The organism is Pseudobdellovibrionaceae bacterium (genome assembly GCA_019637875.1).
In the GTDB taxonomy this organism is placed as follows: Bacteria; Bdellovibrionota; Bdellovibrionia; order Bdellovibrionales; family Bdellovibrionaceae; genus JAHBUW01.
Genome location: JAHBUW010000013.1, coordinates 51,108 through 64,157, shown reverse-complemented (window position 1 = coordinate 64,157; position 13,050 = coordinate 51,108). Strand labels below are relative to the sequence as shown.

Annotated in this window: 14 protein-coding genes; 4 read left to right on the top strand and 10 right to left on the bottom strand. The window is 56.3% G+C overall.

Annotation, left to right across the window (positions count from 1 at the left end; translation table 11 throughout):
• Positions 1–2: 2 nt before the first annotated feature.
• The 5 genes from dapF to KF767_15495 all read right to left on the bottom strand — a co-directional run bounded on the left by dapF (position 3) and on the right by KF767_15495 (position 4,956).
• The gene (gene dapF / locus KF767_15515) at positions 3–800 is read right to left on the bottom strand and encodes a diaminopimelate epimerase (GenBank protein ID MBX3019295.1); all 798 of its coding nucleotides are present in this window, start codon (positions 798–800) and stop codon (positions 3–5) included.
• Positions 797–991: a hypothetical protein gene (locus KF767_15510; GenBank protein MBX3019294.1), complete on the bottom strand. Its 195-nt coding sequence runs from the start codon at positions 989–991 to the stop codon at positions 797–799. The genes dapF and KF767_15510 overlap by 4 nt, the downstream gene beginning before the upstream one ends.
• Positions 988–1,812 carry a hypothetical protein gene (locus KF767_15505; protein ID MBX3019293.1) on the bottom strand — a complete coding sequence of 275 codons (825 nt, stop codon included), beginning with the start codon at positions 1,810–1,812 and terminating at the stop codon, positions 988–990. The genes KF767_15510 and KF767_15505 overlap by 4 nt, the downstream gene beginning before the upstream one ends.
• 62 nt (positions 1,813–1,874) lie before the next feature.
• Positions 1,875–2,441, bottom strand: coding sequence for a hypothetical protein (locus KF767_15500; protein ID MBX3019292.1), 567 nt, complete (start codon positions 2,439–2,441; stop codon positions 1,875–1,877).
• Positions 2,442–2,532: 91 nt separating this feature from the next.
• Positions 2,533–4,956 (bottom strand): DNA translocase FtsK, encoded by a 2,424-nt coding sequence (locus KF767_15495; GenBank protein ID MBX3019291.1) that lies wholly within the window; start codon positions 4,954–4,956, stop codon positions 2,533–2,535.
• Positions 4,957–5,117: 161 nt separating this feature from the next.
• Here KF767_15495 and KF767_15490 point away from each other — a divergent pair, with 161 nt between their 5' ends.
• The 3 genes from KF767_15490 to dnaB all read left to right on the top strand — a co-directional run bounded on the left by KF767_15490 (position 5,118) and on the right by dnaB (position 7,842).
• Positions 5,118–5,756 carry a radical SAM protein gene (locus tag KF767_15490; protein ID MBX3019290.1) on the top strand — a complete coding sequence of 213 codons (639 nt, stop codon included), beginning with the start codon at positions 5,118–5,120 and terminating at the stop codon, positions 5,754–5,756.
• 154 nt (positions 5,757–5,910) lie between these two features.
• Positions 5,911–6,219: a site-specific DNA inversion stimulation factor gene (locus KF767_15485; GenBank protein MBX3019289.1), complete on the top strand. Its 309-nt coding sequence runs from the start codon at positions 5,911–5,913 to the stop codon at positions 6,217–6,219.
• A gap of 201 nt (positions 6,220–6,420) precedes the next feature.
• On the top strand, positions 6,421–7,842 hold the full coding sequence (gene dnaB / locus KF767_15480; protein MBX3019288.1) for a replicative DNA helicase: 1,422 nt from the start codon (positions 6,421–6,423) through the stop codon (positions 7,840–7,842).
• A gap of 34 nt (positions 7,843–7,876) precedes the next feature.
• Here dnaB and KF767_15475 read toward each other — a convergent pair whose 3' ends face one another.
• The 4 genes from KF767_15475 to KF767_15460 all read right to left on the bottom strand — a co-directional run bounded on the left by KF767_15475 (position 7,877) and on the right by KF767_15460 (position 12,114).
• Positions 7,877–9,064 (bottom strand): hypothetical protein, encoded by a 1,188-nt coding sequence (locus KF767_15475; protein ID MBX3019287.1) that lies wholly within the window; start codon positions 9,062–9,064, stop codon positions 7,877–7,879.
• Positions 9,065–9,257: 193 nt separating this feature from the next.
• Positions 9,258–10,088 carry a hypothetical protein gene (locus KF767_15470; GenBank protein MBX3019286.1) on the bottom strand — a complete coding sequence of 277 codons (831 nt, stop codon included), beginning with the start codon at positions 10,086–10,088 and terminating at the stop codon, positions 9,258–9,260.
• Positions 10,085–11,086, bottom strand: a complete 1,002-nt coding sequence (galE, locus tag KF767_15465) for a UDP-glucose 4-epimerase GalE (protein ID MBX3019285.1) — start codon at positions 11,084–11,086, stop codon at positions 10,085–10,087. Before galE ends, KF767_15470 begins: the two co-directional genes overlap by 4 nt.
• Positions 11,083–12,114, bottom strand: coding sequence for an NAD-dependent epimerase/dehydratase family protein (locus tag KF767_15460; GenBank protein ID MBX3019284.1), 1,032 nt, complete (start codon positions 12,112–12,114; stop codon positions 11,083–11,085). Before KF767_15460 ends, galE begins: the two co-directional genes overlap by 4 nt.
• Before the next feature lie 160 nt (positions 12,115–12,274).
• Here KF767_15460 and KF767_15455 point away from each other — a divergent pair, with 160 nt between their 5' ends.
• A complete protein-coding gene (locus tag KF767_15455; GenBank protein ID MBX3019283.1) occupies positions 12,275–12,460 on the top strand; it encodes a hypothetical protein in 186 nt (61 codons plus the stop codon).
• A 77-nt stretch (positions 12,461–12,537) separates the two neighbouring features.
• Here the strand turns inward: KF767_15455 and rplI are convergent, their stop codons facing one another.
• Positions 12,538–12,981, bottom strand: a complete 444-nt coding sequence (gene rplI / locus KF767_15450) for a 50S ribosomal protein L9 (GenBank protein MBX3019282.1) — start codon at positions 12,979–12,981, stop codon at positions 12,538–12,540.
• Positions 12,982–13,050: the final 69 nt, after the last annotated feature.

Sequence of the window (13,050 nt, the reverse complement as noted above, 5' to 3'; positions counted from 1 at the left end):
ATTCACTCTCCCAGTTTCACGTCAAAATCGATGACCGCGGGTCCGGACAAATACGCTTGCCGGTCGCCGACCCACTCGACCTTCAAAAGCCCACCGGGCATTTGGATCTCGAAAACCGTCGCATGCGGCGCCTGCATCCGCGCAAAGGCCGCCGCCGCGGTCGCCCCCGTTCCGCAAGCCAGCGTGTAATCGTCAACGCCACGCTCAAAGGTCACGGCGTTGAATTTCGTCTCGCTTAGCCTTTCAACGAAAGTTACATTCGACCCCGCGGCGCCTAGCTCGGGGGCCTGGCGAAGTTGCAGCGCCCGTTCTTTCGACGGAGCTTCCGGGATCACCAGATGCGGCACTCCCGTATTCACGAAGTAGAAATCACCGACCCGTCCTTCGACGGTCAACGCACGCGGCGCCCCGGCCGACGGGATCTCGGGCATGCGGACTCGATAAACATCGTGGGCCACTTTTTGCCCCACGATCACTCCCGCCGCCGTTTCAAATCGCACTTCGTTTTGCTCGCGCACGCGATCCAAAAAAAAGCGGGTCGCGCAGCGCGAGGCGTTTCCGCACATTTCGGCATGACTGCCATCCGAGTTGTAGAAGTCCCATTTAAAATCCAGGCCGGCGGCCTTCTCCAGAATGAAAAGTCCGTCCGCCGCCAGACCGGGTGTCCGCGAGCACAACTTCTTCGCGAAGGCCGCGCGGTCTTGGGAACTTTCTTGCAGGGGATTTTCACGCGCATCGATCACGAAGAAACTATTCCCCGCGCCATTCATGTGCGTCCATGTGCGCGTCGCCAAACTCATCGTCCGGTACTCCCGCCCGAACGCGGCTCGGGAGTCGGTGTGGGCGTCGCCTCTTCCGGCGGTTGCGCCATTGTCGGCTGTCCGCGGCCGATGGGCGGCGCGGTTAAAGGCGGCAAGGGTTTCCCCTTCACCCCGCAAGACAGCGTGAAGAACGAAAGGCCGATGGCACCAAAAAACAAACGAAGGTTCATGCCGAAGGAGTATTGTTCTTCTTCAGCGAACTTTCAACCTCCTGCACCCGTCGGCACAAAAAGGGTTCGGCCAGGTAACGCCGGTAAGAGCGGGGGGAGAGGCTCTTGCAAAGGGCCACGTACTTGGGGCCCGGCTTTTCCGAAACTTTTTTCAAATCCTGCTCGGCCCGCCACTGCCAGTAGTAGGTTTCGGGAAAATCGGGGTCGACCTTCTGCGCCTGCGCGAGGGACTCCAGCGCTTTGTCGCCCTTCTTCTGCCGAAGCAAGATCTCGACATCCGTGCTGGTCCACACCGGCATCAGGGGGGATTTGCGAAAATCGAAGCCGTTCCGGATTTTCTGGGCGTCGTCGAGCTGGTTCCGGCACAGCTGCGCTTGCGCCGCCGCCAAGCGAACGACTTCCAGCGTCGACAAACTCTCGTAAAGACGTAGGATCGCCGCCCCCGCCTCATTACAGTTCCCCAAGATCGAAGACACGCGGAACTGTTCGAGTTGGATTTGGAGGTTATCGGGCTCGAGCTTCGCGGCATCGGCCAATTTCTGCAAAGCGAGCTGCGGTTCGTTTTCACGTAAAGACAACGCCAGTTCATAAAGCTGCTGGGCTTTATCACTTAGAAAGAGCGACGCTACCTCTTCAAGTGCGGTCACCAACTCTTTCGGAGCCGGGCCCTTCTTTGACTCCCGCGTGAGTGAACTCGTCAGAAGTTGCAGGGCGTGCCCCCGCTCTTTCTGCAAACTCAGCGTCTGGGCCTTTTCGATGATGTCGCGGTAGGTTTCAGTGTTGGCCGCCCTCGCAAAACAAGAGAGGGACAATAAGAGCACCAAATAAAAAGGAGCTCCCGCGAGGGAACTCCTTCTGAAACTGAGAGTTTCGTTCGTCGGCATTATTGCTTTTTAAACGAAGTCAGTTCGATAGTCACGGGTCCGAACTGCGATTGCATGATCGACTTGACCATTCCGAAGACCGGGATGTCTTTCAGGTTGACCCATTGTTGCGCTTCGCCGTCTTTGGTTTTCGCTTTGATGTACAGGCAAGTGAAAGTGCCCGCGGGAACGCGGATCGACTCTTCCTTGGTTTCAATCACTTCGATGTCACCTTGCTCGGGGATTTTCTCTTCTTTACCGTTCACGATCAGCTTTTTAGTTTCGCCGGTGTTCGGGTCGATGAGGATTTCCATTTTTTGTTTGCCCGCGAAGCTCATGTCGACGTCTTGGTGAATCCAAACGCCATCCGCGACGATGTCATAAACCGACATGACCATCGAACCTTGGATGATCGACATGTTCAGGCTGTAGTTCGCCGAGTCGCCTTTTTTGAAGTTCAGGCCGGTCGCTTCGACTTGGCTCAGAACGGTTTGTTTCGCGACTTGAGTTCCGATATCGGTCAGAACGCTTGCGTTCGCGCTCAGGCCCAGGGTCAGCATCATTGCCAGTGTCAAATTACGGATCATATTCCCTCCTGTGGAATAGGTTGATGGTGAACATCCAACCACAACAAAGGTCGGGGTCAACCCCAAAACCGGAGGGAATAAACGGAGAGAATTAAGAGCTCATCGAGCCAATAGCGCCGATCAGGACCTGACGCGGCTTGCTGCCGTTCGCCGGTCCGACGACATTTTCCCGCTCAAAGGTTTCGATCAAACGAGCGGCGCGGGGATAACCCAATTGAAACCGACGTTGAATGAGCGAGGCGCTGATTTCTTTTTGCGTCGCGGCCCAAGCCAGGATCTCGTCGTACTTTTCATCGTACTCTTCATTTCCACCCTCGCCCCCGCCGTCGTAGTCGCCGCCTTCGGGCGTCCCTTCGAGCGCGCGCATGATGAGGGGATCGAATTCCGGTTCCGCCTGATCGTTCCAATGTTTGGTGACCGCCGCGATGTCCCCATCTTTCAGGAACGGACCGTGGTGGCGAACCAGGCTCGAATTTCCGAGCCCCATGAAGAGCATGTCACCTTGCTGCAGCAAACGCTCGGCGCCGGTGCCGTCCAGGATGATTCGCGATTCCATCGCGCCCGAAACCTTGAACGCGATCCGTGACGAGAAGTTCGTGCGGATAAGGCCCGTGACGACCTCTTTGCGCGGGCTCTGCATACAGATCATCAAATGGATTCCGCACGCCCGCGCCTTCTGCGCCAGACGGACGACCGAAGTTTCGACCGCGCCCTTGTCGGCCATCATCAAGTCGGCGAACTCCTCCACCACGATGACCAGGAACGGTTGGGGCGTATAGTAATAAGCTTCGCCCTTTTTACCGGGCGTATTTTCCAGCTCGACGTTCGCTTGCGCATGTTCTTCGATCTGCGACTTCGAAAGATCCGCGACGACTTTGTTGTAATCCTCAAGGCCGCGCGCACCGAACTTCGACATCGACTTATAACGCTTCTCCATCTCGCGGACGGCCCATTTGAGCGCGAGGACCGCTTCACGGGAATCGTTCAGGACCGGCATCAGAAGATGCGGAACCTTCTCGAACGCGGCCAGATCAACCTGTTTCGGATCGATCAGGATCAACCGCAGAGTTTTGGGCGAATGGCGGAAGAGCAGTCCCGTGATCGTCGAAACGGTAAAGACCGATTTTCCCGATCCCGTCGTCCCCGCAACCATCAAGTGGGGCATACGGCGCAGATCGACGATCTTCGGGTCACCGTTCGCCTGCTTGCCTAATGCGACTGGCAGCTTGATGTCCTCGCGCCAGAAATCCTCGTCCACCAACATGTCTTTCATGTAGACGGTTTCGCGTTGGGCGTTCGCCGTTTCAATACCGACGACGTCACGGCCCGGAATCGGCGCGATGATCCGCAGTGACTCACTGGACAGAGCGAGCGCGAGGTCATCCGAAAGCTCCGTAATTTTCGAAAGCTTCACGTCCGCATCGGGTTTGAACTCGAACATGGTCACGACGGGCCCCGGTTTCGCCGCGACAACGTCCCCGCGCACCGAGAAATGCGACATCTTCTCTTTCAGCAGATCCGCTTTACGGCGAATTTCTTTCTCTTCGATACGGATGCGCGAAAGCGGGGGGTCCTCCACCAGCGAGACCTTGGGAAGCTCCCAGTTCTCGATCCGGCGCATGACTTTCACCTTTTCCACGACCTTGCGCTTTTCCGGCGCGCGCGTCTCCACGCGAACCGGGACGGGCGCGCGTTCCGCGTCGTCGTCGACCTCGGTCTCTTCGGGCTCGTTCACCACTTGCGGAATCAGACTCAACTTGGTGGAAGCCGTAACCGGTTGAGGTTTGGCCTCTTTGATCAACGGCATTTTTTTGGTTTCGCTCGGCGCGGGATCACGATCGAAAATTCGGAACAGGGCTGAGCCTTTCACTTCTTGGCTGGCCCCGGCGCTCGCGGTTTGCAGCTTCAGGCGGTTGACCTTCATCTCGGCCTCGGGGTCACCCTTGAAAGCGTTACCGAGGGCACCCCAAAACAGCACCAGCAGTCCCTTCAATTTTTTCAACGCGGCTCCGGGATGGGCCAAAAGGTCCATGACCGACATTTCGAAGCAGCAGACCGCAAAAAGCGAGAACCCCAGCCACATCATGATCTGGGCGCCCACGGGATTGAAGATTTTCACGAAAAGATGGTTGATCCCCAGGCCCGCCAGACCGCCCGCGCGGATTTCATTCTGAAAAAAGCGGTGATCGGGCCAGTAATGATTCAACAGGGCCGCGCCCGTCAGCACCAAACAGACCGCGAAAACGATCTTGAGGGGATTGAGCTTGCCCCCCACACGCACGATATCGCGCCAAGCAAGGGCAAAGAGCGCCAAAGGGATCAGAAACGCGGCGAGGCCCACCCCCTGCAGGAAGAGATCGGCCAGGAAGCTACCCACGACCCCGCAGGCATTGTGAACTTCACGACTCCAATTCAGCGAATTGAGCGAAGGGTCCTTGGGGTTGAAGGTCGCCAAAGCAAAGGAAAGGAAGATGCCGCCGCCGAAATAAATCAGCGCCAACAGGTCGAATTTCATTTTCGTTATTAGGCGGTTCACCCTTCAAAATTTACGGGGTTACCGAAGGGCTGGGGAGGCCAGTTCCAAAGACCCGGGCTTCCGCCCGGGGCGCCCTTGACAGCCCCGCAGGCGCATGACAGGACCCCTGGAAAGTCTAGGTTTACGGAGCCGTACCCGCAGTGATCAAAATCAACGAAATTTTCTTTAGCATCCAGGGCGAGTCCACGTTCGTGGGATTCCCCACGGTCTTTATCCGGACCACGGGATGCCATTTGCGCTGCACCTACTGCGACACCAAGTATTCCTACCATGAGGGCGAATTCATGGACCGGGCGCGAATCCTGGAAGAGGTCGCGCGTCACCCCGCACGCCACGTCTGCGTGACGGGAGGAGAGCCTTTACTCCAGAAAGAATCTCTAACCCTGATGACCGAACTGTGTGATCGCGGCTACAGCGTTTCGCTTGAAACAAGTGGTGGCAAATCCATTGCGGGCGTAGATCCCCGGGTTCATACCATTTTGGACGTGAAGACGCCCTCCAGTGGCGCCGCCAATTCGTTTGTGAGCGAAAATCTCAATCATTTGAATGAAAAAACGGAGTTCAAGTTCGTCGTCTGCACGGACGAGGATTTCGTTTGGGCCGAAGATTTCTGCCGTCAACATGATTTGTTTGGAAAGTTCACGGTTTTATACAGTCCATCATATGAAGAAATGAAACCCCGCTGGTTGGCCGAAAAGATTTTGCACGAAAGATCACCTGCACGCTTGCAATTGCAGCTTCATAAATATATTTGGAGTCCCGAAACGCGCGGAGTTTGATCACATCTTTTTTGGAGCGAATTCGTTCACCACGGATCGTCCAAGGAAGACCCGACTCCCGCAGAAAATAGTAACCCCCGAGAGCCCTTCTCTCGAACCCCGCAGAACGGAAAGTGTGAATATGAACCTGCAGCCCGTCGAACTTGGCAGTACCATGACTCCCAACCTGAACAGCTCGGACCAACTGTTTGTCGCAAACTTGTCGGCAGTCAGCCTTGAGAAGCTGGTGAAAAGCAAATTGGAAGTCCTGTTCCAACAACAGCGCGAAGCTCAAGTTGAACTGAACGGTCTGTACGGCGTGGTCATGGAGCAAGTGGAGCGTCCCCTCATCGAGATCGCTTTGCGCGCTTACAATGGCAACCAAGTGAAAACCGCTCAGATGTTGGGTATCAACCGCAACACCCTGAAAAAGAAAATCGACACCTACAAGATCCGCGTTAAAAAAGGCCCGCACCTCTCGTAAGAGGCCTTTTCCGAGGCGGATTCTCATCTGAATCCGCCTTCCGAAATTATCCCCACATTATCCAGAGAGTTTTCCACGAACATCGCCGGGAGTCCCGCGACCGTGGCGCATTTCAGGGTCTAGCCGCTGTGCTTTTACCTTGCCTCTCTGCACCTTGAATTGTCAGATAAAGATCAATTTTTTGCCAGCTTGGAGGGGAAGATGGCAGGCCGTTTACCGCCACAGAATATTGAGGCTGAGCAGTCCATTTTGGGCGCGCTCATGCTCGATTCGATGGTTTGGGACTCTTTGGGGGACCAAATCTCGGCTGAAGATTTCTATAAGCCCGCTCACGGCATCCTGTTCACGACCTTCAAAACCCTGATCGCTAAGAATCAGCCGGTCGACCTCATCACGGTCACCAACTACCTCACCGGCGAGAATCAGCTCCAAGCGATCGGCGGAACGGAATACCTCGTCGAGCTCGTGAACCGCACCGTTTCCACCGCGAACGTCGTCACGCACGCCAAAATCGTGCGGGAAAAAGCCCTCGTCCGTCGCGCGATTCACATCTCGGGCGAAGTCATCGACCAGGGCTACTCGGAAGACTTCGAAAGCGTCGCCGGCTTCTTGGATGAAGCCGAAGGGAAATTCTACCGCCTTGGTGAGGCTCGCCAAACCGAAGGGCTCGTCAGCCCGATGGAACTGGTCAAACAGAGCATCAAAGAAATTGAAGAGCGCTTTAAGAAAAAAGCGGCCGTCACCGGCCTCGGTTCGGGCTTCACTGGCCTGGATAAAATGACCTCGGGCTTCAACCCGGGCGAGCTTTTGATCCTCGCGGCCCGTCCTTCCATGGGAAAGACCGCGTTCTCGCTGAACATCGCTCAACATATCGCGCTTCGTTTGAAGAAGACCGTCGCCTACTTCTCGCTCGAGATGAGTAAGGAAGCGGTCATGATGCGTCTTCTGGCTTCCGAGGCGCGCGTGAATATGGGTGAACTCAAAACCGGTCAAATCAGCGACTCGGCTTGGCCCAAACTGATCGATGCGGCTGGCCGCTTATCCGAAGCGCCGTTGTTCATCGACGATACGTCCGGCATCAGCCCCTTCGAGGTGCGTTCGCGCTGCCGTCGTCTGAAAGCGCAGCACGGTCTGGATTGCATCATGATCGATTACCTTCAGATCATGAAACTGAAAGAAAAAGTCGATAGCCGCGAACGTGAGGTCGCCGAGATCTCCGGAACCTTGAAGGCCATCGCGAAGGAACTCCGCGTTCCCGTCATCGCCCTCGCCCAGCTGAACCGGGGCGTGGAAAGCCGTACCGAGAAAAAGCCCATGCTGTCCGATCTTCGTGAATCCGGCTCGATCGAGCAGGATGCGGACGTCATCATGATGCTTTACCGCGAAGAGTATTACGACAAATCGGATGAAAAGAAGGGTCACGCCGAAGTGATCATCGGCAAACAGCGTAACGGTCCCACCGGCACCGTGGCGCTGCGCTTTGATGGCCAGTTCGGTCGCTTCCGCGACGCGGATCCGGAACCTTCGCATCCGATGCCCCCGCCGCCGATGCAGCCTCCGGCTGGCGTCACGCCTTTCGGCGGTTCGAAACCGAAAAACTTCGCTCCGGGCGCACAAACTTAGTCTTCAACTTTGGGAAAGGGTGAACGGCGCGCGTTTACTGAACCGCGCGCTGATCGCTCGCCGTGCGGCGATCGGCCGAAGCGACTTCAACCTGTCCGCCATTCTTGACGGCCGCGATCAAAGCGTTGCGATCGCAAATCGCGTATTTCTGAGCGTTGGGATAATGTTTGCTAAAGTACGCGAAGACATCGCGGCAAGCCTGCTCTTGAGAATCACGCAAGCGGCCCGGCGAGGCCACGAAAGCCGCGAAGGCTTCGGCGAACTCTTCATTGCGCGCGGTTTCGGCGCTCCAAACTTTATGCGAGTAACTTGTCAGATTGCAGCGACCGAGCTGTTTGTAGCCCGCATACAGTCCCTGATTGCCCGCGTAGTGTCCCAGCTCGTGCATGACGTGCGAGACGTTGCCGTCTTGGTGATTGGCACCCATGTAGATCCCGTTCGGGCGTTGCGAAGAGTAGCGGCTGTTTTTCAAGAAGCGGAAGGTCGCGCCGCTAACGAAGTTCGCGCGATTTCCACTCAACAGCTGAAGTTGCTGGATTCCCATCGCGACCGAAATTAACTGACGATCATTGGTTTCACGGCCGACTTGCACGTTGTTACGAACAAGAATCCGCTTCGCTTCGCCAACGGTGTTCACGGGTGCAAGGCATTGCCCCATGGCCGTCGCTTCGTCGCGTTTCATCGAGTGTAAATGTCCGTGCTCGGAAATTGTCCGCGAAGGCGAAGCCCCCGGGACCTGTACCGGCGTATCGTCATCGTGCGATGTCGCGTTCAGATCCGCCAGCGCATCGGGTTGGTTATTCGTGTACGTCCGCGTATTGATCTGCGATTCGGTCATGTTTGCGGTCGGATCGTTCGCCAGCGGGCTCGATGCTGTCGTCGAACCGCTGCTCGAGAAGTTTTTCGTCAGGGCCATCAACGCCTGGATCAAGGCGGGCGCCATCGTCAGCAACATATTCGGTTGCTCGGGTTGCACGGGCGCCTGGTAAACATATTGAGTCGTCGGTTGAGGAGCGGGAATATAACTATTCGCACCGATACCCGCGACCGGGGCCGCCGGTTGAACGTAAGTGGTGACGGGGACCATCTCTTCACGGATAACGCGCGCACTTGAAGAGTCGCGCGAGATTTTCCGTGATTTCGCCGTGCGCGCTTCGGCCAGTTGGGGCATCCAACTTCCGAAGAAAACGATCATGGCCATGGTCAAATTCAAGGTTTTCACGTCGCTTCCCGTACCTTTCAACCCTAAGCTATTGCGAATTTCGTACCGAAAAAACGTCAGATTACGAGACGTTCCCGACGCTCAGCACGCGCTGAATTCGAATGAGGGAGGAAAAGCGAATCTCGATTTGAGACGGTGCCCGAAGCTGTCGTCCACGTCTCGACAGGTGTCGGGATCACGACACCCGCTAGAATCAGGGACCGAAAAGACGGCTCAGCCAGCTGCGTTTGATCTGCGGCTGAATCGGCGCGGGCCAATGGAAATCGCCGATCGTCGCCAGCGCCTCACTCGCGTTCGTCCGCGACGCCAGGAAGTTACCGATGGCGGCATCGAAGGCCTCTTTGCTCGGCCAATAATGAATGACCTCAAGGTGGCTGGAGGCGACGACCGTTTTCGTTTGCAGAAGGTACGAGACCGCCAATTGCTCCATGACGTGCTTTTGGTAGCGGCCGTACATTTGGTCGGTCAACTCGACCATCAAAGGCAAAAGCTGGAAGTTCGCCGGATGAATTCCGATGACGCCCGCATTCCACATCTCGGAACTTTGGGGAATCTGCGTGGACGCACCATCAACCGAGAAGGAATTTTTGCGCACGAATTTCGCGATCTTTTTCGTCAGCGGGTCCCGCGCTTCATCCAAACGGGATTCCCGAATGTGCATCAAAGAGCGCGTCGGCGAGATCTGCGCGAATAAAGCGGTCGGATCCTTCGCGAAGTAGGTGTCTCCGTCCAAGTAAATCAAAGGTTCATGCAGACTTTCGGTCGCCTTCTCGAGAATTTTCAGTTTCACGCGGTGAACGAAATCAATCGCCCCACGCCAGCCCTGAATGTCGGCCGTCGTGATCGGCACGATTTTCACTTCGGGCCAACCCGCGAAAAAGCTCTGCAAACGATCAGGTTGATCCGTGTAAATCTCGATCGTCCAACCCTCGGTGCTTTCCGCGCGGGACTTCAAACTGACGACCGAAAAAAGAACCTGGCGAACGATGTCTTCACGCCCGTAGGCTTGGTAAACGATTTTCATCGTTCGACCTCCGCACCGAAATGTTTGCGATACCAATTATCCGCGGTGCGCACGATGTTCTCGAGCCCCGAATGGCGGGGCTCCCAGCCCATCAGCTCTTTCGCTTTCGCGGCCGTGGCGACGAGGACCGGCGGATCCCCCGCGCGGCGGGCGCCCATTCTCGCGGGAACCTGTCGGCCCGTGATCCGCGCCACGGTGTCGATCAACTCACGCACCGACACACCCTGACCCGTGCCGAGGTTGAAAACCTCGAACTTCGCAGAGGTATTGCGAGTCATCCAGTCCATGGCCATCACATGGGCCTCGGCCAGATCGGTGACATGGATGTAATCACGAATGCAAGTCCCATCCGGCGTGGGATAGTCCGTTCCGAAAACCGTCAACTCACGTTTGCCGTGCGCCGCCTCGAGCGCGAGCGGAATCAAATGCGTTTCGGGATCGTGGTGTTCGCCGATTTCGCCATCGACATCCGCGCCGCAGGCATTGAAGTAGCGAAGCGCGACCACTTGTAGGGGCGCGGCGGCACTCAGATCTTTCAAGGCCCGCTCGATCATCAGCTTCGACGCCCCATACGGATTGACGGGATTTTGCGGCGTCGTCTCGGCGATGGGCATACGCTCCGGCTCTCCGTAGGTCGCGCAGGTGCTGGAGAATACGAAACGCGGAATTCCCGCCTCGACCGCGGCGCTCATCAGGCTCAGCGAACCCGCGACGTTGTTCGTGTAGTACTTCAACGGGTCTTTCACGCTTTCACCGACGTACGCGTACGCCGCGAAATGAAGAACCGCCTGAATTTTATGTTTTTGAAAAACGGAGCGCAGAAATTCGCGATCCGAAAGCTCCCCGCGATAAAGCGGTCCCCACTTCACGGCCCATTCGTGTCCATAAACCAGATTGTCGACGATGACGGGCGTGAAACCCCGTTGCGAGAGGAGCTTGCACGTATGGCTTCCGATGTAACCGGCCCCACCCGTGACGAGGATTTCCGGACGGCTCATTGGTGTTGAACCTTCGGGCTCGGGGCCGTCGCCAGGCCGCCCGGCTTGGAACGCAGCTCTTTATCGAGCCAATCCACCATGCGCAAAAGACCCGACTTCAGATCCACCTTCGGTCCACCCCAGGGCGCAAGGCACTCGCGCGCCAGAGTCAGATCCGGACGACGTTGCTTGGGATCGTCCGCCGGGAGCGGTTGATATTCGAATTCCAAATTTTTGTGGGCGAAGATCTGACGAACCATCTCGCCCAGTTCCTTCACCGAAAACTCGCCCTCGCTACCGATGTTCACGGGACGCGAAAGACGGCGAGTCGAATACAGAACGATCCCATCCACCAGATCGTCGACGTAGCAGAAGCTGCGCGTCTGCTGACCGGTTCCGTAGATCGTCAGCTTCTGATCATTCAATGCTTGCACCAGGAAGTTGATGATCACGCGACCGTCGACGGGATTCATACGCGGACCGTAGGTATTGAAAATCCGCACGCAGCCGTGTTGGGTGCCGCGCTTTTGGTTCCAAGTGTAAATCAGCGCTTCGCCGAAACGTTTGGCTTCATCGTAACAAGCGCGCGGTCCCCAGGTATTAACCCAGCCGCGATAACTTTCGGTTTGTGGAGAAACCTCGGGATCGCCGTACACTTCGCTCGTCGACGCGAACGTCACGTGCGCGCCCAACTGATCCGCGAAACGCAGACAATGCTCGAGCGCGAGTGTGTTCACCCACATCGTTTCGATTCCCAAGCGTTGATAATGCGGCGGCGAGGCCGGAGACGCGAAATGGAAACAACTTTTCAGCCCCGTCATCCATGAGGCCGGGATCCGCGGAATCCAAGTCGACCAGTCTTTGCAGACGTCGGCCTCGATGAAAAGGAAGCGGTCACCAGCCACCTTTTGTAGAAGGGCGATGTTCTCTTGGCGTCCGGTGGCGAAGTTATCCAGGGCAATGACGCGATGGCCGGAAAGAAGATATCTTTCCGCCAAATGCGATCCCAAGAAGCCGGCGCCGCCGGTAATCAGAACTGTTTGTTCCATAGATAAGCCAAAGCCCTTCCGCACCCCCGACTTCGGTCGGGAATCGATGGGCCCCAGTATGCTTTCGATTAACCCCTTGATTCAATAACTAAGTCTTTGAAATAGGGGCCTAATTGAAAGTCTAAAGGTCCCTCTCGAAACTCATGACGCAGGAGATTCCATGGAAGGAAGCCCCCTCAAGCAAGTCATCCGTCTGTCGGGTATGCCCGAAGACCAAATTGAATCTTGGTTCGCCGCTCAGGCCGAATCCCGGGGGAAAAACCCCTATGACCTTTCGCTCGACGATCTACGGGAAGTCCTCGCGGACATTCTGCAGGATATGATTCTCGAATCCGAAAGCGCCTAAACGTCGCCCCTCCAAAAAGAAAAAGGGCCTCCGGCTTGCGCGGGATGCCCTTTTTTAATTCGATCTTTGGAAAAGCGTTACGCTCTTTCAACCACGATCTGAACTGTCGTCTCCAAGTTGTCACCCAAGCGGATGGTCGCTTTGTGGTTACCCAAGACTTTGATTTGTTCTTCGAGATGGATATCGCGGCGATCGACCGAGAAACCTTTGTTCTCGAGTTCGCGCGAAATGTCCGAAGTCGTGACCGAACCGAAGAGCTTTTCAGTTTCGCCCGCCGAGACTTTGAAGTTCAAAGCGATTCCGTTCACTTTCGCCAGCAATGCTTGGCGCTCTGCGACCGCTTTTTTCTTCTTCGCTTCCGAAACGCGCTTCAAGTGTTCGTATTCCGAAACGCGGGTCTCGGTCGCTTCCATTGCCAATTTACGGGGGAACAGGAAGTTCCGCGCAAAACCAGGTGCGACGCTAACGAGATCTCCAACTTTACCGATGTCTTTAACGTCTTTTTGCAGAATGACTTTCATTTCTCTCTCCTAGTTCTACGGGATTCTCTTGAATCCTGTTTCTCCATCCCGGGGCCACGGCCCATACGG